The organism is Paenibacillus sp. J2R1T-4 (assembly GCF_059692235.1).
This window is the reverse complement of the sequence record NZ_JCAUBA010000007.1, coordinates 34,670-54,450: the sequence shown is the minus strand read 5'-3', so window position 1 is coordinate 54,450 and position 19,781 is coordinate 34,670. Positions and strand designations below refer to the sequence as shown.

The following is a 19,781-nucleotide window of genomic DNA, read 5'->3' as shown; positions in this document are numbered from 1 at the left end:
AATCAATCTTATTTCTTGTGGAACGTGTTGTACCATGTAGTAGCTTCTTTGATTACTTCTTCACCGCCGCGGCGCTTCCATTCGGTTACGAATTTGTCGAAGGAAGCATTTATTTCTTCTTTACCTGTAATTACCTTTGCGAACATATCCAGGAACAATGTACCTGCATTGGTGCCTGGAACAAGCTCAGGACGTGTCTTCAAAGATTCAAGTGTCGGCATATGAAGGGCATCGTTCTTAATAACATTTTTGTCCGCAGTCTTAACACCAGCCTTTAGAATGTCGGAGTTAGGAGCTACATCCAGCACTCTTGGCATCATACGACCATCTCCACGCGGGTTGATCGATAGTTGATAAAAGATGGAAGCATCATTTTCTTTATTAGCTGGAGCTTGCATATCCCACTTAGGTTTACCGTTCTCAATCGTATAATTGTTGTCCTTAATGCCCATTGCGAAGAAATCATCTGCTTCATCTGACCAAGCCCAGTTCAAGAATTTGATAGCTTCAATCGCGTTTTTATTCTTAGCAGGCATAACCCAGATGAAGGAAATTTGATCTCCTTGAGGCCAAATCCCGTTGCCTTTCCCGCCTTGAGCTGAGTCAATCATGGAAACTTTAGCATTTTTCTCGTTTACATAAAATTCAGGTATTCCCCAGTTCGTATTATAATTCGTTACGTCGTGGGTCCAAATACCTCCTTTTCCTTGCTTAATTCCGGCTTCCCAGTCTGCCGCTTTATTGGTAAATAAGTTGGGATTCACATAACCCTTGTCATACAGGTCCTTCCAGAACTTCAGAGCATCCTTCATCTCTGGTTGAATCATTCCAGGCTCAAGCTTACCGTTCTTCATGTACCAAGTGTTCGGTTCAGCTCCGAATTCACTGAAGAACAAGTTCGAATAGATCAGGTTCTCACGGACATAGAAGCCGTATTCATCATTCGGATCACCATTTCCGTTCATATCTTCTTTCTTGACCGCTTCGAAAAATTTCAAATAATCATCAAGTGTTTTAGGCTGCTGCATCTTCAGCTTGTCTAGCCAATCTTGACGGATGTACACTACCCTTGATGCAGGAAGAGCAGCTAGAGTTGGAATTCCGAATATTTTGCCGTCTTTGCTTACCTTCGGACTGTTCCATGCTTCTGCAGGAATTTTCTTCTTCAGGTTCGGACCATATTTCTCAATTAATGGAGTCAGATCTTCAAAAACACCTTGATCGACTGCTCCCGGATGCATCGTGGAATTAATGCTATCTGTCCTCACCATGTCCGGCAAATCTGCAGATGCGAATCGAACGGTCAATTGTTGGGTGAAATCGTTTCCATGTCCTAGAAATTCGAACTTTACATTGGTACCGGATTGCTTGGATAACTCGGCCACATACTTATCATCGCTCTTCACTTGCATCGCGTACTTGGCATTGGCATGAGAAAGGAGAATACTAACATTTTTCGGCCCTTGATTCGCAGTATCCGTTGCTCCCGTTTCTTCTTTACCTCCACAAGCTGCAAGAACACTGGACGCAAGTAAAGTAATGGCTAATGCAGAGGTAATCGTTCTGTACTTCCTTTTCATCGACACACTCTCCTCTTTATTGTTTGTCGGGTATATCCCCCGTCTTCTATTGTGATACCGCTTACTTTTGCATACAATTGTCATTTGATTGATTGCACCAGAACATATAATGATAAAGAAATTGTTAAGAAAAGATAATGATGACTACAACTTATAAGTTTGAGCCAAACCCGCTCCCAGCTTGACTTCTGCCGTATTTCCTGTCTCCTTATCCGTAATGGAGAACTCTATCGTATCATCGCAATCGTTAACTGCAATAACTCGATTATCCGCCACAATGACTTCAAGAGAATTACCTTTCTTCGACAAGACAGACACCGAGTTCAGCTTGAGGTCGAGACTGTATGGGCTTCTTTTATAAATGGCCTCACCAGGAGAGACGGTCCCGAATCGGACGAGTGTAGTATTCGTAAGATGCTGTCTGCCTTCGAATAATTGAATCGCTACGTCGGGCAAATAATATTTGCTCGCAGAGAAAGGAGCCGAGTGATCGCCATTGTAAATGATAACGATGTAGCCTGCAACCTCTAGAGCAACACACTTCTCTAAGTTAACCGATAAGAGAGCAGCCGTAGCAGCAGCTTCAGCGGTTTGATCGGCAGTTGAGTTAGGCACTGTCAGCACAACAAAAGGTGGAAGCCGATCACCCGTGGCAAACTCGCTATTAGAGCGCTCATTCAAGGTGAGCACATCTTCAACGCCCTTCCATTTCGGATACTCGTGCTGGTTCAAATAAGTAATCCCTTGTGAACCAAACAAAACATAACCGATCTCGTCGTTTACATTGACGTATGGAGATGGTTCGAATAGATGCGTTGCATTCGGTTCTTTACCGTAAAAGCCTTGAAAACGCTGAGTTTCATTTGCTGTCTGAATCGATTTGGATCCTGAGGCCAATTCAGGCAGAGCAGAGTATCGCTCATTACGAATGCCTATCACCCCAGTAGATAACCTGGAAATTATGCAAGACTCTACAATCTCAACCTGCTCAGCATACACGCTGCATCCGTTAGGGAGAGAGACGAATCCTATATGTTGATTCAACTGTTTGCTAGAACCGCGCTGGATCAGAGCCGTTACGCCGAAGCCATCTTCACAGAGATGCACGTTTTCTTTTGCAGTCGCTAACGTCACCGATTCATTATTAGCAGCACTTGGAGATTCCCCCTCGAAGATTACATCTCCTGTATAACTCGTATACAAGGGCGTGATACTCCACATGGAATGACCGGGAAGCGTCAAGGCCATCACATGACTGCGCCAGCTGAAGGAGGAGAAAGTGTCATTCGTGCGATGGGTTACAATCGACCCGTAGGGATAATGTTGAACTCCGTTAACTTTTGCTTGAAACACCGCTGGATCAGTCGGAACTGCTCCGTTTCCCCCAAATAAATGAAGGATATAGGCAGTAACCACGCTATGTGCAGATGCAAACTCCATATCGACCGCTGTCTGGAAGCTGCTTGCCACAACAATACATTCTTCTCCATTCTCCTCAAGCATACAGCCGCGGGAATTGCTGGCTTGTATGCGCTCAATGTACTCGAGTGCTCTTAACTCCAGCAGAGCTGCATCTCCATCCTGGTGTACCACATTCATGAAGGCGTGCCCCATTAGTGCCTCGTGCTGCCGATTATACCACCAGTCCTGCCCCTGTACCGGCACGGGGTAACCATCTAACATGCTCCATCTTTTGATTGTGCGATCATACATGGTTGTATTGTTCAGGATGAGCTCCTCTGGAATCTCTTCCCCAGCCATGATGAAGGTAGCTGCGTAATATCCTCTTAGCGATATTCCCGCCAGCATATAGGATGGATGAACGAATGCATGGTTCTCCGAAGTGAAATCTGGATGAAAGGTTACCGTGGAAACGGCCGGTCTTCGTACGGTGGCGTCCAGTACCGTGCTCACGGAGTTGATTGCCCAACGATTAGCGGCTTCCTTCCATTTCGCATTCCGGGGATGCTCCGGGAATAAAGCGGCAGCAGCACCGATCCCGGCAGCCGTCCAAGCGTTCTCTTCACATTGCGTATTGAAATACACTCCGTTGCGAGGCCATTCATCAGACCATCTGTCTGCGTAATATACCAGCACAAGCTCGATCATGCTCTGCGTTTCTTGATCCAGATCATCCCATAATAACCATGCGGTGTATCCAATAGCATTGATGGAAGTTCCAGTCTGGCTTGCTCTGAAGAAATCGTCATTCTTGCCTCCCCATTTCTGACCGCTGCAATAGGGATTACGGCCTTCTGTCCGTACGCATTCCTCCGGGCCGGTATCGTGGGTGAAGCACAAGTAGCGGAGCGCCTGAGTCGCTTTTGTAATTAAGGATTGACGCGACAGGCCCGTTATCTGTTCATCGTAATGTCCAATCTTGCCAATAACCGCGTAGACCATAGCGGTGTATGCCGTTTCGAGCTCATACCAATAAGAGCCTCCAAAGAAGTGTCCGCTATTCTCACGCTCCGGCCAGCTCTCAAACGTCTCGTCTGCATAACGAATCCAGCGTTGTAAAATGTTCCCCAGCCGTTTCGTGATGTCGCTTTCTTGAACACGATCAAGCAGTAAGCTTCGTATAACAGGCGGCACTTGTTGCGATATGGAATGATGATTCATTGCAGACCTCAACCCTCTCCTAATATGTTGTACTCTTCTCTTTTAATCATGCTTCACTTTATCCCTTGCGTTCAATAATCATTTGATCAGATTGCGAATCACAAATAATGATAAAGCTTTTAGCAAATGAAGAACAAAATAACCGCGCGATTAAGCGCGGCTTGATTGAGAAATAACGATTATGCTCCATCCCGTTTCCATTTGCGGTATTCTCCGGGTGGAATGTTGGACCACTGTTTGAACGTTCGGTTAAAATTCTGCACACTGGAGTATCCCAGTTTCTCGGCAATGTCCTTGATTGCCATCCCGGTATGCTCCAACCATTGCTTCGCTTTCTCCATCTTCAGCTCCAACACATATTCACTGAAAGTTTGACCTGATTCTTCTTTGAAAATTTTGCTCAGGTACGAAACGGATAAATTGAAATGATCAGCTGTCATTTGCAAGGAAAGCTCGTCTTGCATGCGTTCCTGAATGAACTGTATCACTTGGCGGACGATCCGGGCTTGCTTGGACAAAGCTTCGGACTGCAGATGGGCTTTTACAGCCGGGAACAGCTCCTCCACTAGCCAACGTCCAAGCTCAGGAAGGGAGCGCAATCGATTCAATCGTTCGTGCAGATCTTCTCCCGTCACCTGTTGAATATCAATGCCCGCCTGCTGTAACGTGTAATCGAGCTCACCGAGCATATAAGAGAAAAGCCCCCTCACCGTCTCAGGCTTCATTTGCGCCTTAGGCAGCTCGGCTACTAATTGGTCCAATAACAATTCTGATTCTTCCATATTCCCATGCACGACGTGGAACACAATTTGCTTTTGCAGCTCCACCATTTGTTGACTGGATTTGAGTAACTTCTCATCTGCTCGATCCGCTGACAGGGTAAGATCTTCGCCCATTACGAGACGATGGCTCAGTAAGGCAACTGCTTCCTCATAGCCTCTTCCGATTGTAGTATACCCTGGCTGAGGATTGCTGATTGCAACGCTGACAGGGAAGCGGAAGTATTGCCGCGCGTTGCTGCGCATCGCGTCCGAGCACTGGCGCAGCATCTCCCATGTCTGCTCATTTGCATCATCTGCGCCAATGAGCAGTACCACTTGTCCGGTCTTGGACGTGAAGCCTGTGCATTCCGGGAACGTATGGAACGTCTCTTCCATCATCTTGAACAAGGCGTAATGGATGAGAGCGCGTTCATTCTCCCTGTAAGTGCGATGGAAAGCCGGGATATCATCTGCCTCGGCAACACAGACAAACACAAGAGAGCCCTGCAATCGCATGTTGACTTTATCTGCTGCCTGGATGAACTCCGACTGAGACATTTCTCCCCGCAACAGTTGCTGGAATACGCCCTGCTTCAAATAAGGGAATTGCTCCGTCAAACGATCATGCAGCTTTCGGTTCGTATCAACAAGCTGCACCATATAGGCATCCAATGCATCCAGGCCGTCCACTCGCTGCTTGTCTTTTCCTCCTTTGGCCAGAGGAATTACTTTGTCAGACAACCGTTGAATCGGGAAATACATCCGCTCGGAGCCGATCAAGGCAATTAAGATCCATAGCAAGGAGAGCACGCCGGCAACGACCCATGTGGTGAGCTTGATACTTTTTGATTGTGAGGTAAGCTCGGACATCGGGGTCATCGCCACATATCTCCAATCATTCACCGGAGACTTGGTCGTATGAAGCTTGTAAGAAACACCGTCAATATCCATCGTTTGCGGGCGGTCCTGCCTGTCCGTTAGTAGTAAAGACAAGGGCACAAGATCAACGAGCTTCTCCCCCATTTCATCCAGTTGGGAGCTGATCATAACTCTGCCATTCTGATCGGCTACTAACACTCGAGTCCCTTGACCATGTTCCACCGATCCCACAAACTGCAGGATATTCTCCGGCGCTACCTGAAGCACCAGCACCCCTTCGGTATAATTCGATGAGATAGGGATCGGTCGGAAAAGCAGCATATTCGGCTGGTCATCAAACGTATTGGCTGGTACGTAGAAGGACTGATTAGTAGCCGGCTTCATTTTTTCGAGAATATTATAAAGTGCTACTTGTGAAATCGAGTTCGGATCGTATTCATTCGAGTAAATAAAATTATTGTATCGTTTGTATAAAATAGACACATGATATTTAACAGGTGAGGTGCTCCGTATTCGTCGGATCGTCTCATTCATTTCTAACGATTCACTTAAATTCTCTATGCCAGGCCCACCATTCACAGACTTCTCGACAGATAGATTGGTAGCAATATAGATGGAGTTCATGCTCAGACTGTTCGTAAATTGATTCAGCTGCACCTGCATCTGATTCAGCATATACCGGTGATTCTTATCGACCTCAGCTTGAATACTTCTAGAGGCCATATAAGAAGAGAATAACCCGACGGTTATAACCGGAATAATACTCAAGAACAAGGAGTACAACATAAGCTTTCGCTTGAAAGAAACTCCAGACATGCGTATGAATCGCAGCAAGCGCGTTCTCATCATCCCTTTGGCATCCTTTCAAGTAGAGTCTCTCTATTATACCTGTCTTTGTTGAGAGCGTATACTGTACCTGTATGCAAAATATCTGGTAGTCTGGCAATCGCGGCTTTAAACCTGCAGGAGTTACGAAACTTATAGATAAAACGACGAAAAACGTCCCTCTATCATCATCCGATGATTCAGGGACGTTTTGGGTTGACTCCTGCGCAATGGTCTTTACTTACTATCCAAAGGGCAGCTATAAATAGACAACAGCTTTAATCACATTACTTTCTGGCTCCAGCCAGCTAGTGAACTGCTCGACCATTTGCTCGAAAGAAACGCGATGGGTGATATAACGTCCCACGTCCAGCCCGCCGCTCATTATCGCTAACTTAACTTGCTCAAAGTCTTCACGGGTAGCGTTCCGGCTGCTCATTAATGTTAGCTCGTGCTTGTGAAACTCGGGATCGTTAAAGGCGATATCGGCCTTCACCAGGCCGACGAATACAAGCCTGCCGCCATGCGCCACGAGTCCGAACGATTCGGACATCGACCTCGCGCTGCCTGTCGCATCGAACACCACCGTCGGCATATCGCCTCCGGTCAGAGCAGCCAGCTGTTCCTTTGGCTGCTGCAAAGCGTTCACCGTATGGTCGACTCTCGCCCATTCGCGGCAAAACACCAGACGTTCATCCTTCACGTCCATCGCAATCACCTTCGCCCCGCGATGCTTGGCGAAGGCCATCACACCAAGCCCGATCGGCCCTGCGCCGATCACAAGAACAACCTCGCCTCCGCGCAGGTCAGCCCTGCGCACGGCGTGAGCCCCGATGCTGAAAGGCTCCAGCATCGCAGACTCGTCCAGCGTCAATCCCTCGGTCTTGACCAGATGGCTAACGGGAACCGAGATCCGTTCCCGCATCCCGCCATCCACATGCACGCCGAACACCTTCATGGTGACGCAGCAATTCGTCTTCCCATTCCGGCAGGCAATGCAGCTTCCGCAGTGCAGATAGGGAATGATGCTTACTTGATCTCCTGCTCGGAGCATCGACTCATCATCCTCCACCTCTTCAACGACCCCAGCGAGCTCATGTCCGAGCACTCTCGGATAATGGAAGAAGGGTTGATTGCCTTTGTACGCATGCAGGTCTGTCCCACATATGCCGATCCGGCGGATGCTTACAATAGCTTCCCCTGGCATCCGGACAGGCTCCGGCAGGTCGACGTACTGGAATTTCTCCACTTGTTCGCACACTATACCCTTCATGTGAAACAGCCTCCTTATACTAGTTTCATTCAACCGCCAACTCCATCATTGCCTAATAGCTACAAGATAACTCCGTCCTTGAAAATCGCGATCTCACGGAACCCATTCTGTTCATTCATCGTCTGCTGCTCACCTGACGCCAAGCTGACAATTTGATCCCATAATTCATCGGTCAAATCTTCCATAGTCTTGTCTTCCAACAATTGACCGGCATTGTAATCAATCCAGTTCTTCTTGCGTGCAGCCAATTCACTGTTCGTCGAAAGTTTCACTGTAGGAACCGGCCCTCCGAATGGAGTTCCGCGACCGGTTGTGAACAACACAATATGCGCACCAGCAGCAGATAAGGCAGTCACAGATACAAGGTCGTTCCCAGGTGCTTCCAGTAAATTCAACCCTGTGCGAGTCACTCTGCGTCCATAAGGAACAACGTCGGTAACGATGGCATGACCTCCCTTTTGCGTACAGCCTAGCGATTTCTCCTCCAGTGTACTTATACCGCCATCTTTGTTTCCCGGCGAAGGATTCTCATAGATCTCCTGATTATGACGAATAAAATACTGTTTAAATTCATTAATCAGCTTCACGATATCACCGAAGACCTCTTCATTCTCTGCACGGTTCATCAGAATGGTCTCAGCACCGAACATCTCGGGAACTTCAGTCAAAATGGTTGTCCCTCCAGATGCAATCAATCGGTCAGATATACTTCCGACAAGCGGATTAGCGGTTATTCCAGACAATCCATCCGAGCCCCCGCATTTCAAGCCAAGCTTCAGCTTGGATACCGGCACAGGCTGCCGTTTGAACTGCTCTGCGTATCCAACGAGCTCATCGATAAGCTCTAATCCTGTCTCCAGCTCATCCTCAACTTCCTGGGATTTCATGAACTTAACTCGATTCCTATCATACTCACCGATCGCATGCTTGAACGAATCGATCTGGTTGTTCTCGCAGCCGAGACCCACCACGAGTACGCCTCCTGCATTCGGATGATTCACCAGTGAGGCCAGCAGCTGTTGGGTATGCTTCAGATCATCTCCAAGCTGTGAGCAGCCGAAGGGATGGGAGAAATGGAACACGCCGCCCACTCTACCCTTATAGAGCGAATTGGCTCGCTGCGCAAGGATTTCACAGGTCTTGTTGATGCAGCCGACTGTATTGATGATCCAGATCTCGTTGCGAATTCCAACATCTCCATTTCCCCTTACATAGCCCTGAAATGTACGCTGCTCCTGATTACCCCCAGAAGCTTTCGATGCCTCGATCGATCCTGATTCAGATACATCTGCAACAGCGGGCTCATACGCATAATCCAGAAATCCTTTCAATCCCGTCCCCAGGTTCTGTGTGTGCACCCAACTTCCAGGCAGCAGCGGTTCCTTGGCTTTGCCTATAGAGTAACCGAATTTCAACACATCTTCCCCTGCTCTAACTGGTTTAGTTGCAATTTTGTGGCCTTTCGGCACGTCCTCAAGCAGCACCAGTTCCGTTCCCTCAACTGATATCGTTTCACCTTTGACAAAATTCTGCAGCGCTATGATGACGTGATCCTTGTTATTTAATCGTACCCAACTGTTCATTGCATTTCCCCCCATCTTAGCCGTGTCCATTGCCTGCTTACAGCTTCGACCAATCCTTCGACCGCTGCAAGATTATGCCCCCATACTTCGGATAAGCTAAGCAATTGTCCCACTGCCTGCACAATTTCGTCTTCCTTCGAATCACACATTTCACCGACTGATGCCCATACACCGGCCAGCAAACCCAACAGCATCTCGTCATCACGGACCGTATACTCCACACCGTCCAGCGACTTCCCTGTATACCCGCCGCCGTTTTCACTGCGCTCCACTTGGTAATAGCGCAGCAGAGCCGCTAAGGAACGAGCCAGCTTTTCTGGAATGGGCTTTCCTTGCTCAACCGAATATAGAATAGCAGGAAGCAATCTTACCTTAAACTTACTTATACTATTCATTGCGATGTCGCTCAATCTATGCCGAATATGCGGGTTCATGAACCGCTCGAACACTGTAGACGCATACACACGCATCTCTTCGGCTGAAAAAGGCAGCGCAGGAATCATATCTTCCTGCACGGCTGAACGTACGAACGCTCCGAATTCAGGATGCTCCATTACTTCCCGAACCTGCTCAAAACCGTTAAGCAGTCCAAGCGGAGTCATAAGAGTGTGCGCTCCATTCAGAATTCTTACTTTCCGCAGCTGATAAGGCTTCAAGTCAGCAGTCCATACGACATTCAATCCGGCTTGTTGAAAAGGCAGGATCTGACCCAGCTCCTCCTCTCCTTCAATTGCCCAGAAATGATAAGGCTCCGCTGTATTGAGCATCGCATCGGAATACCCCCACTCGCTGAACCACTGCTCCGCATGCTCTGTCGGATATCCTGTTACAATGCGGTCCACAAGCGAATTCAGGAATCGGTTGTGTCCAATCACCCAAGCTCTGAACCCGGCAGGTAGGCTCCAATCCTCGATATATCGCAGTACACAAGCTTTCAGCTCATCGCCGTTGCGTTCAAGCAGCTCACAAGGCAGCAGCAGCAGCCCGCTCTCCGCAGACCCTCCAAACGCTTCAAATCTCTTATATAAAAACACCGTTAACTTCCCGGGAAACGACTCTACAGGCTGTCCTTCCAACAAAGACTCTTGCCTATAAACGAGACCCGCTTCTGTCGTATTGGATACAACCACCTGCAAATCCGGATTAGCAGCCAAATCGAGAAAAGAAGACCAATTAGAATAGGGATCGAATACTCGCGAGAATACCGATATGATCTCTTGATTTGCTACTTGTTCCCCTTGGGTAATCCCTCTTGTTACCAACGTATACAACCCATCTTGCTCGGCTAGCGCCTCAATCTTAGGTCTGCCAGAGGGACGAGGCTGTGTGACCGCTATGCTCCCTTGATACAATCCCTTATTGCGGCACACCTGAATCATCCAGTCGACAAATCCGCGTAAGAAATTTCCTTCGCCAATTTGAAGCACCGTTACAGGACTTTCAACAACAGCGTCATACCTGCGTCGATCCGCCTCAGTCAACTGTTCACGATTCAATCGTTTCATAGTTTATAAAACTCCTTCGCATTCCCGCCGAATAGTTTGGCACGCTTTTCTTCATCCCCAACTCGATCCTTCAGACCTGATTGATCTAGAAGCAGTTCTACTACCTGATCATAACTTGCAGCCAACAGACATACAGGCCAATCACTTCCGTACATGACACGGTCCCAGCCAAATGCTTTGAGAACATGCTCAATATAAATAGAGCAATCACCCGGCTTCCAACCTTCGTGGTCGGCTTCCGTCACCATACCTGACAACTTGCAATAAAGTCTCGGATGGGATGCAGCAAGCGTAGATATCTGTGTTCTCCAAGGCTCCAATAGGCCATCCGCGATTCGCGGCTTAGCTATATGGTCAATCACACCTCTCAGATTCGGAACCTGCTCGAGCAGCCGGATTAGTGCATCCAGTTGAGGCGACAGCACCAATAAGTCTACGGGAACGTCTTGTTCGGCAAAATATTTTAAAGCTTCTACAAAGTGCGGCTCCAAGATGACATTTGCATCCGGCATAGCCTGGATCATCACTCGAAAACCTACATATTTCGGATGGTGCGCGAATCGCTCATACTGCTGTCTATACGCCGGATCGTTCAAATCCAGCCATCCTACCACTCCCGCTATCTGATCCGTTGAGTCGGCGAGCGATAACAAGTAATCGGTTTCTTCCAACGTAGCAGCAGCCTGAACTACAATCGTCGCGTCCAATCCATGTTCCTGCAAGTGCGGAAGCAGATCTTCAGGCAAATAATCCCGATTCAGGACAGGCATGTCCGGCGTAATCCAACCATAGTCTCCGCGGTCCAGCTTCCAATAATGTTGATGTGCGTCTATTCTCATTCGAGTTCACTTCCTCTTAACCATTCATACTTCTATTTTATCAGCAAAATCAAAAGTTAAAATAACGTATTCTTGCATATTTGTACTGTTTTTTGATATCTTGAATCTATTGTCTTAGCTTAAAAGAAGGAGTCATCCCATGAATCCATTCCGCAAACGATTCGAGTCCAGCGCGTTTCCATTCTCACTTGTCTATAAAGATACGAAAAATTTCCAAAGTGAGCTTCCCGATCACGTGCATGATTGGTACGAGCTTGTTTATGTATACCGCGGAAAAGGTACCTTTTTCATCGATCAAACGTTCTATGAGATGAGACAGGGCGATCTGTTCGCCATTCCGGGCAACACCATCCATCGGGCATTTCCAGATCATGAAGATCCCGTTACTTCCACGGCCATTTTCTTCAATCCTATTCTCGTTCAACAGGCTGCTCTTGGCGATACCTTCTCCTATCTGAATGGTTTCAAGCAATGTAAAGAAAGGAAAAGCTACAAATTCGAACAATCCGTCGAACAACAACAAGCAGTGGAGTCTGATATTGATCGCATGTTTACAGAATTAAATCATAAACCGGTAGGCTATCGACACGCGATCGTACTGAATTTGCAAAAGCTGCTGCTGCTGCTCATTCGCGAATTCGGGGTTAACGACCAACAGCACCCGGATGGCATGGCGATCGGCCCCAAGTGGATGAATGATACTCTTGTATATATTGAAGCCCATCTGAATGAAGATATCGGGCTCGCCTACCTCTCTCATCTCGTATCTGTGACCCCTGCTCATTACAGCCGCGTGTTCAAACAACGAGTGGGGATGAATGTCTCCGAATATTTAATTACCAAACGAATCGTAAGAGCGAAGGAGCTGCTGTTAGAAACAGACTCTAACGTTAGTATCATTGCTGAAAGATGCGGGTTTGAGAGTTTACCCCATTTTCATCGGATGTTCAAACGAATGTTAGGGATGACACCCGCGGTCTATCGCCGTTCATCTGTATAGAAACAAATAACCGTTAGGGAAGCTGAATCTCCCGTAACGGTTATTTGTTATATTTCATTTATGGACCGTTGAAACGTTTCCTCTACACTCTTGGATTAACTACGGAAACCAATAAAGTGTTTTCCGTTGAAATCAGGCTTACCCCAGTTGGCAGCTCTATATCTCCTGCTTGAATAGATTCGCCGATATCAAGATCACTAATATCAGTCGTTATCGACGCTGGCAATTGGCCAGGCAGTGCTTGTACCTCTATGAAAGAGCCCTGCGTTTGCACAATGCCGCCTTGCTTCGTGCCTTTTGCAATACCGATATAATGAATGGTAATTTTCGTGCGCACTACTTCATTTGTCTTAACTCGGAGAAAATCAGCATGAATGAATTCTCTTGTCACCGGGTCTCGCTGCACACCTTCCAGTAATACTGGGATCGTACCGATTGCTCCAAGGTTGATTTCCAGAACACCAGTACCGCCCCCTCTCGTCCATTGTTGAAATTCCTTCCTAGATATATGAATCATAGCATTGTCCGTATTCACGCCAAAAATGATGCCCGGAAGGCGCCCCTCATGACGCAGTCGCTTCAAACCAGTACGGTTCATAGGATTTCGGTGCTCCGCTTGAAAACATGGATTCATTTAACTAATCTCCTTCTAACTATTTTATTTGTGCTCCAGAAATCGATCGCCTTTAACGACCATGGATTCCGCCCCCTTCACAGGGGGAAAAAAGAGCACCATAACATCACCACCCTAATACATTTAATGTAAAAACCCGTATAAACATACGAAAGCACCTCGCTCCAACGGAACGAAATGCCTTGTTGATACCATATCATAAAGAGTAAGGACTGTCGAATAATGCATATGTTACAATTAGGAGTATAAAAGAGTATTTTGGGGGGGTTAACAGCTTATGTTCGAGTATAAACACAGGATATTCCAATTTATTGCTATATTATTCGGAATAACTTTGGTTTCGATCGGTCTTGAAATGTTCCTTACCCCTCATAAAATCATTCCTGGCGGAATAAAGGGAATTGCCATCATCCTGTCTCATGTGACCGAGATGAAGATGGGCCTATTTCTATTATTTATTAATTTGCCATTTGTTATATTCAAAAGAAGAAATGTGATGAAGACGTTCTCGGCTCTTTTAACTCTTTTGGTTATCGCCGTCTTGACCTTATATATGCATCCCTTTCCGCCTCTTGTTCAAGAGCCGTTGTTAGCGTCAATGTTCGGTGGAGTTATTTTTGGTTGCGGAGTCGGATTGGTTGTTCGTTACGGATGGTATCCCGACGGAGTGAATGATGTCGCCTTCTATCTGAAGAAAAAAATTAGATTATCGATCAGTGAATTATTGATGATCATTAATATTATTATCCTTAGCTGCGGCGGGTTTTTATTCGGATGGGATCAAGCGATTCATTCTATTATCGCGTACTTTCTTGCCTATAAAGCCATTCAATTCACCCTGGATTATAAAAGCAGAAAAATGGTCTGGGTCAGCTCTGACAGGCAGCAGGAATTATCTCAATTGTTGGTTCAGGCATTCGACCGCGATATCCAATTTCTAGCCTCCAAATCTGAAGTAGCAAGCCATGATGGGTCCGAAATATTCTTTATCTTATCAGAAAAAAATACAAAGAAGCTTAAGGCGATCGTTCATAATCTCGACCCTTCAGCCAATGTCGTCGTCTCGTACGCAAATTACTCGCAAACGGAATCCTATTATAGAATGTAAATAAACAAGCCTGGCCGGAAGTGCACCGGTCGGGTCCTTGGTGTTGGATATCAGTTGGGTGCGTGGAAGGGCAGAAAGGCGGGCTCCAATCGCTCTTGAACTTCGGTTCTTTTGATTCTACTTTTTATCGGTTTGAACCCAAGATTCAAATGCGACCACTGACGCTTTTCCGCTCCACCTTCCTGCCCTCTTCTGTTCGACTTTGGATGAGGATATGTAAAAAAAGCATCTGGAATATTCGATAATCGAATAACCAGATGCGCTTTTATGTCTCATTATGAACTTGTACTTGATACCTTCAGATTACCCGTTCATCAAGAGATCTTTGAGTAATTTGATTTGCTTTCTTTCTCCAGCAATAACAAGAGTCATTTCCGCTGACAGTTTGTCATCTGGACCGGGATTGATTTTCTGTGAATGCTTTTCCACAAGGGCCAGAACTGTGGCTCCAGTTCTTTGGCGAACTTGCAACTCAGCGATAGATTTATTAACGGATTTGAAGTGCGGCTCTATTTTGCACCATTCTATCACTAATTCCTCGAGGGACACTTCGATCGTTTCCAGCGCTTTGGGTCTATAATTCATTCCGCCAATAATTGCAGCGACCTGTCTCGCTTCTTCATCGTCCAAGGATACCATTGAGATGCTCTCTTCCGGATCGTCATCTTCAAAATGATATAACTCCCTCCTGCCATCATCATGAATGACAACAACCATCTTATCTCCGGATCTCGCTTCTATTTGGAATTTTTTCCCGATACCTGGTAGATCGGATTCTCTAATAGTACTCATTTTCAACATCCTCCGTTCAGATTATCCCATATTTTTGAGCTTTTCCTTTGGTTTGCTCCATTTGAATATTTTATTTAGGCCACTATAAATATGCTTCGACTCTTTTGCCAACAGAGGTCCAGCAATAGCCAATACTAAGACGTAAAGAGCGGAGAAAGGCTTTAGCAACGGCATTAGCCCTGCAGCTATACCTAAGTTAGCCACAATAATGGTAAATTCCCCGCGCGCCATAACCGTAAGCCCGATATTCGTAGAAGCTTTATGGGACAGCCCTGCTTTTCTCCCGGCGATCATTCCGGACACAATATTTCCCACGATGGTTAGCAATACAGCTCCAATAGCTATCCATGCAGCATCACCTAAGGTTAAGGGATCAATACCTAGACCAAAGGAAAAGAAGAATACGGCACCGAAGAAATCACGGAATGGTACAACTAGATGTTCAATCCTCTTACTATGCTCGGTTTCAGATAAAGCCAGGCCGAACAATAAGGCGCCAATGGCTTCCGCAACGTGTAATTTTTCTGAGAATCCGGCAATGAAGAACAACGTAGAGAACACCACGATAATAAATATTTCATTTGAGGTGATATTTAACAATTTGTTCAATACAGGAGTGCCTTTTCTGGCAATAATGAAAAACAAAAGCATGTAACCCATTGAAATGCCTACTGATAGAAGGATTCCTCCGATGGATGTCGCTCCCCCAAGAAGCAGGCCGGACATGACCGACAGAAAAACAGCAAGAAATAGATCATCGAACAAAATCATGCCGAGAATTAATTCGGTTTCAGAGTTCCCGGTACGTCTTAGATCAACCAAAACTTTTGCCACAATCGCAGTGGAGGAGACGGATAGCATTCCTGCGATGATTAAAGTTTCATACAAAGGGAAGTCGACCAAAAACCCATAGGCTACTCCGATTGCAAAATTCAATACAACGTAAATGGTCCCTCCAAAAACAATGTTGCGGCCTGACTTGATCAGCTTGGATACAGAGAACTCCAGTCCTATATAGAATAGCAGAAAAAGAACTCCGATTCGCCCAAGAAATTCAATGATTGGCTGACTTTCAATAAACGTAAAGTCAATAATACCAATTGTTGGTGCATGCGGACCTACCAGCATTCCTAAAATAATAAGAAAAGGAATGATGGAGAACTTCAATTTCCCAGCAATTACAGAAGCAATCGCAATTAGCACAAGTGCGGTTCCAACCTCAAAGATCATATGATCCATACAATGTTTTCTCCCCCTTATTTAATCTTGATTCTACTTCTATAGTATACAGGAACATGTATAAGTATCCAACCCGAAGCTCTTACACCCTCTTATCTCTTTTCACGAATATAGAAGGAGCAAATATTTCAGCATTGCCTTTGTATGACAAAGTACTCTGCTGGAGCAAATTAGGCCCGCGATACAAACTCAACATGTAGAATTGATCCTTGTGTTCCATGAGCGTTTTAAAGCCAAGGTGACTTTTATACCATTCCGCCGCTGCATGAATATGCGTTTTAACCACTGCAACTATTGTCACCTCTTACACAAAAAAGCCTCCCGCCGGATAGACGAAAGGCATGGAACCATTTGAATTGAATTGCACGTATACTAGCAGGTTGCTCTCACTTTCAATTACTCCTGCTTTTTATTAATTTTAGACGGGTTATTCACTTTATAGAGAATCTCTTTATTGAACTTCTTGTCCACGATCTTCCCTTCGAATTCGAGCAGATCACCGACCTCAAGCTCGAGCCCTTTCAGCGTGTTGCTGTATCCGCACCAAGCATCGCCAACAACTAGCTGAGGTTCACTTAAGATAATCACATCCGCGAAGAGCAGCACTTCATCATCATTATCTGAGAATGGATTAGGCTTCGTTGTAAACTCTTTTACCGCAGCCGAGAACTTTACCTTATCAACCGGCAGATCAAGCTTCTTCGGCTTCTCTTTCTTTTCTTTTGTCTTTTTGGGTGCTTCCTCCACTGAGACAGAGGCTGCTGTCTTATCCTCTATCTTCTCCACTGTTTCTTCTACTGTCTTCTCAACTGTGTCAACTTGTTCAACCGCTTCATCCGGCTGGACTAGTTCCGATTCAGGCTCTGCGACAATCGCGTTTACCTCTTCAGTTCCCACGGTTTCCCCACTTAGAAGCTCTCTGAAGAATGTACCGGATTGCATCTCTTTCAAGAAGGACGGATGAATACAGGACAGCTGCCCGTCTTCAAACTCAATAACCAATATTTGCAAATTTTTATATTCCTGATACCCCTTGATCGCTACTGTGCTCTGGTTTGACTTGTTTTTGTACCAAAATTGCTTCTTAGAGGTTTTACCGAACAACCCCCACTCTCTACCCTTAACGGCGTAGTCTTCTTCATTAGCGAACGTTGTATATTCTCCTTGCGGCGGATAATAGGTTGTACCGCTTCGACTCGTCTCTGCCATCTAAGCCACTCATCCTTTGTCCTATAATTTCGTATAATCCAATCATAGCCTTAATCCTTGTACTCATCAAATGTATTGTATTGTTAAGACGCACCCAGATTCTTAAACTGATTATACACCATTCGGCTATACGTCCCCTGTTCCTGTATTAATTGTTCGTGGCTGCCCTGCTCCACAATGCCCCCTTGATCGATGACCATAATACGATCCGCATCGCGAATCGTATTCAAGCGATGGGCGATGACGAAGCTCGTACGTCCCTTCATCAAAGTCAGCAGCGCATCTTGAATATGAAGTTCCGTACGTGTATCGATGCTGCTGGTCGCTTCATCCAGGATGAGAATGGACGGATCGGCCAAGATGACTCTTGCAATCGCGAGCAATTGACGCTGTCCTTGACTGATGTTCCCGCCATTCTCGGTGAGCATGGTCTTGTACCGATTCGGCAGCCGCTGGATGAATCCATCGGCATTCGCCATCCTCGCCGCCGAACGCACCTCTTCGTCCGTCGCATCCGGTTTTCCGTACTTGATATTATCCTCAATCGTGCCTGAGAACAAATACGTATCTTGAAGCACGACCCCGAAGCTTCTCCGAAGGCTATCCCGTGTATAATCCTTAATATCGGTACCATCTATGGTGATTCTACCGCTCGTAATATCGTAGAAGCGTGTGACGAGATTCACAATAGTCGTCTTCCCAGCGCCAGTCGGCCCCACCAACGCGATGCTGCTTCCTTGCGGCACTACGAAGCTGACATTCTTAAGAATTGGAACATCCGGCCTGTAGCCGAAGCTTACATTCTCGAATTCCACACGGCCTCTCGGATTACTAAGCACCTTCGCTTGCGGATTATCATCCGGCTCTTCGATCTCCTCAAGCACCTCGAATGCTCGTTCCGCTCCGGCTACCCCAGACTGAAGAATATTGAACGTATTGGCCATATCGTTCAAGGGTCTGACGAATTGCTTAGAATAACTCAAGAAACTCGCAATCACACCTACTGTAATATTCCCTTGCACCGCCATGATCCCGCCTACAATGGCTATTGTCGAGAATCCGATATTATTTATGACGCCTAGAAGCGGCATAAGGAATCCGGACCAGATTTGCGCTTTCAACCCGACTTCATACAGCTTCTCATTCACTTCTTCGAACTCCGCTACCGCTTTTTCTTCCCGATTGAAAGCTTTGACAACTTCCATGCCCGAGATCGTTTCCTCAATATGTCCATTCAGTCTGCCAAGCTGGATTTGTTGATTCTTGAACAGCTTGCTTGTGCGTTTCGTAATCGTCCGCGCCAAAATATATACAAGCGGTACCGTTATCATGCTGGCTAATGTCAGAGTAGGACTAAGCACCAGCATCATAATGAGGGAGCCTACAATCGCCACCGAACCGGACATAAGCTGTGTAGTGGATTGCGAGATCGTATTACTAACGTTATCTATATCATTCGATAATCGACTCATTACTTCCCCGTGAGGACGAGAGTCGAAATAGGATAGAGGCAGCTTCTGCAGCTTCTCGAACAAAGTGCGGCGAAGATTCATAACAACCCTCTGCGACATGCCAGCCATAAGCCAGCCTTGCAAGAAAGTGAGGATCGCATCACCTAGATAAGCGGCCACTAACGCAAGCAATACAATTTCTAGCAGCGAAAAGTCTACCTTCCCGCCTTCCCCTCCCGTCATGGAATCAACGGCCACCCCGATCAAATAAGGACCCAGTAATCCGATCCCAGCACCTATTAACAACAGGAAGAATAAAGTTGTTAACCATTTCCGTTCCGTTCCGAGATATTTCCACAGCTTTTTCAACGTCTTCGTGAAGTTTTTCGGTTTAACGACCGCGGCTCTTCCGCCACGGCCCATCATCGCCCCGCCAGGTCTTCCAGGACCTCCGCCCATCAGCGACAAGTCAGGCTGGTTA

Annotated in this window: 14 protein-coding genes; 2 read left to right on the top strand and 12 right to left on the bottom strand. The window is 46.4% G+C overall.

What is annotated here, in order from left to right:
- Nucleotides 1–8 precede the first annotated feature (8 nt).
- The 7 genes from AC58QD_RS13755 to AC58QD_RS13725 form a co-directional block, all read right to left on the bottom strand.
- Nucleotides 9–1,580, bottom strand: coding sequence for a type 2 periplasmic-binding domain-containing protein (locus tag AC58QD_RS13755; protein WP_497334078.1), 1,572 nt, complete (start codon nt 1,578–1,580; stop codon nt 9–11).
- 144 nt (nt 1,581–1,724) lie between these two features.
- A complete protein-coding gene (locus tag AC58QD_RS13750; RefSeq protein ID WP_497334076.1) occupies nt 1,725–4,202 on the bottom strand; it encodes a hypothetical protein in 2,478 nt (825 codons plus the stop codon).
- A gap of 179 nt (nt 4,203–4,381) precedes the next feature.
- Nucleotides 4,382–6,691 carry a helix-turn-helix domain-containing protein gene (locus tag AC58QD_RS13745; RefSeq protein ID WP_497334074.1) on the bottom strand — a complete coding sequence of 770 codons (2,310 nt, stop codon included), beginning with the start codon at nt 6,689–6,691 and terminating at the stop codon, nt 4,382–4,384.
- A gap of 235 nt (nt 6,692–6,926) precedes the next feature.
- Nucleotides 6,927–7,940 (bottom strand): zinc-binding alcohol dehydrogenase family protein, encoded by a 1,014-nt coding sequence (locus AC58QD_RS13740; protein ID WP_497334072.1) that lies wholly within the window; start codon nt 7,938–7,940, stop codon nt 6,927–6,929.
- A gap of 59 nt (nt 7,941–7,999) precedes the next feature.
- Complete coding sequence (locus tag AC58QD_RS13735) at nt 8,000–9,523, bottom strand: UxaA family hydrolase (protein WP_497334070.1); 1,524 nt, start codon at nt 9,521–9,523, stop codon at nt 8,000–8,002.
- Complete coding sequence (locus AC58QD_RS13730; RefSeq protein WP_497334068.1) at nt 9,520–11,028, bottom strand: tagaturonate reductase; 1,509 nt, start codon at nt 11,026–11,028, stop codon at nt 9,520–9,522. The genes AC58QD_RS13735 and AC58QD_RS13730 overlap by 4 nt, the downstream gene beginning before the upstream one ends.
- Nucleotides 11,025–11,867, bottom strand: coding sequence for an amidohydrolase family protein (locus AC58QD_RS13725; protein ID WP_497334067.1), 843 nt, complete (start codon nt 11,865–11,867; stop codon nt 11,025–11,027). Before AC58QD_RS13725 ends, AC58QD_RS13730 begins: the two co-directional genes overlap by 4 nt.
- Before the next feature lie 139 nt (nt 11,868–12,006).
- Here AC58QD_RS13725 and AC58QD_RS13720 point away from each other — a divergent pair, with 139 nt between their 5' ends.
- Nucleotides 12,007–12,867 carry a helix-turn-helix domain-containing protein gene (locus AC58QD_RS13720; RefSeq protein WP_497334066.1) on the top strand — a complete coding sequence of 287 codons (861 nt, stop codon included), beginning with the start codon at nt 12,007–12,009 and terminating at the stop codon, nt 12,865–12,867.
- Nucleotides 12,868–12,949: 82 nt separating this feature from the next.
- Here AC58QD_RS13720 and AC58QD_RS13715 read toward each other — a convergent pair whose 3' ends face one another.
- On the bottom strand, nt 12,950–13,501 hold the full coding sequence (locus AC58QD_RS13715; RefSeq protein ID WP_497334064.1) for a 50S ribosomal protein L25: 552 nt from the start codon (nt 13,499–13,501) through the stop codon (nt 12,950–12,952).
- A 277-nt stretch (nt 13,502–13,778) separates the two neighbouring features.
- On the opposite strand from AC58QD_RS13715, the gene AC58QD_RS13710 reads away from it, so the two are divergent.
- Complete coding sequence (locus AC58QD_RS13710; RefSeq protein WP_497334062.1) at nt 13,779–14,609, top strand: YitT family protein; 831 nt, start codon at nt 13,779–13,781, stop codon at nt 14,607–14,609.
- 303 nt (nt 14,610–14,912) lie between these two features.
- On the opposite strand, the gene AC58QD_RS13705 is transcribed toward AC58QD_RS13710, so the two are convergent.
- The 4 genes from AC58QD_RS13705 to AC58QD_RS13690 form a co-directional block, all read right to left on the bottom strand.
- Nucleotides 14,913–15,401: a cation:proton antiporter regulatory subunit gene (locus AC58QD_RS13705; protein ID WP_497334060.1), complete on the bottom strand. Its 489-nt coding sequence runs from the start codon at nt 15,399–15,401 to the stop codon at nt 14,913–14,915.
- A 21-nt stretch (nt 15,402–15,422) separates the two neighbouring features.
- On the bottom strand, nt 15,423–16,640 hold the full coding sequence (locus AC58QD_RS13700; protein ID WP_497334058.1) for a cation:proton antiporter: 1,218 nt from the start codon (nt 16,638–16,640) through the stop codon (nt 15,423–15,425).
- Nucleotides 16,641–17,036: 396 nt separating this feature from the next.
- Entirely contained in the window at nt 17,037–17,849 is an 813-nt protein-coding gene (locus AC58QD_RS13695) for a hypothetical protein (RefSeq protein ID WP_497334056.1), read from the bottom strand.
- Between the two features lie 83 nt (nt 17,850–17,932).
- Nucleotides 17,933–19,759, bottom strand: coding sequence for an ABC transporter ATP-binding protein (locus tag AC58QD_RS13690; RefSeq protein WP_497334535.1), 1,827 nt, complete (start codon nt 19,757–19,759; stop codon nt 17,933–17,935).
- Between the last annotated feature and the right edge of the window lie 22 nt (nt 19,760–19,781).

Excerpts from the sequence above, each read along its gene's own strand:
- AC58QD_RS13755 (WP_497334078.1), bottom strand. The coding sequence starts at position 1,580 with ATGAAAAGGAAGTACAGAACGATTACCTCTGCATTAGCCATTACTTTA.
- AC58QD_RS13750 (WP_497334076.1), bottom strand. The coding sequence starts at position 4,202 with ATGAATCATCATTCCATATCGCAACAAGTGCCGCCTGTTATACGAAGC.
- AC58QD_RS13745 (WP_497334074.1), bottom strand. The coding sequence starts at position 6,691 with ATGATGAGAACGCGCTTGCTGCGATTCATACGCATGTCTGGAGTTTCT.
- AC58QD_RS13740 (WP_497334072.1), bottom strand. The coding sequence starts at position 7,940 with ATGAAGGGTATAGTGTGCGAACAAGTGGAGAAATTCCAGTACGTCGAC.
- AC58QD_RS13735 (WP_497334070.1), bottom strand. The coding sequence starts at position 9,523 with ATGAACAGTTGGGTACGATTAAATAACAAGGATCACGTCATCATAGCG.
- AC58QD_RS13730 (WP_497334068.1), bottom strand. The coding sequence starts at position 11,028 with ATGAAACGATTGAATCGTGAACAGTTGACTGAGGCGGATCGACGCAGG.
- AC58QD_RS13725 (WP_497334067.1), bottom strand. The coding sequence starts at position 11,867 with ATGAGAATAGACGCACATCAACATTATTGGAAGCTGGACCGCGGAGAC.
- AC58QD_RS13720 (WP_497334066.1), top strand. The coding sequence starts at position 12,007 with ATGAATCCATTCCGCAAACGATTCGAGTCCAGCGCGTTTCCATTCTCA.
- AC58QD_RS13715 (WP_497334064.1), bottom strand. The coding sequence starts at position 13,501 with ATGAATCCATGTTTTCAAGCGGAGCACCGAAATCCTATGAACCGTACT.
- AC58QD_RS13710 (WP_497334062.1), top strand. The coding sequence starts at position 13,779 with ATGTTCGAGTATAAACACAGGATATTCCAATTTATTGCTATATTATTC.
- AC58QD_RS13705 (WP_497334060.1), bottom strand. The coding sequence starts at position 15,401 with ATGAGTACTATTAGAGAATCCGATCTACCAGGTATCGGGAAAAAATTC.
- AC58QD_RS13700 (WP_497334058.1), bottom strand. The coding sequence starts at position 16,640 with ATGGATCATATGATCTTTGAGGTTGGAACCGCACTTGTGCTAATTGCG.
- AC58QD_RS13695 (WP_497334056.1), bottom strand. The coding sequence starts at position 17,849 with ATGGCAGAGACGAGTCGAAGCGGTACAACCTATTATCCGCCGCAAGGA.
- AC58QD_RS13690 (WP_497334535.1), bottom strand. The coding sequence starts at position 19,759 with ATGGGCGGAGGTCCTGGAAGACCTGGCGGGGCGATGATGGGCCGTGGC.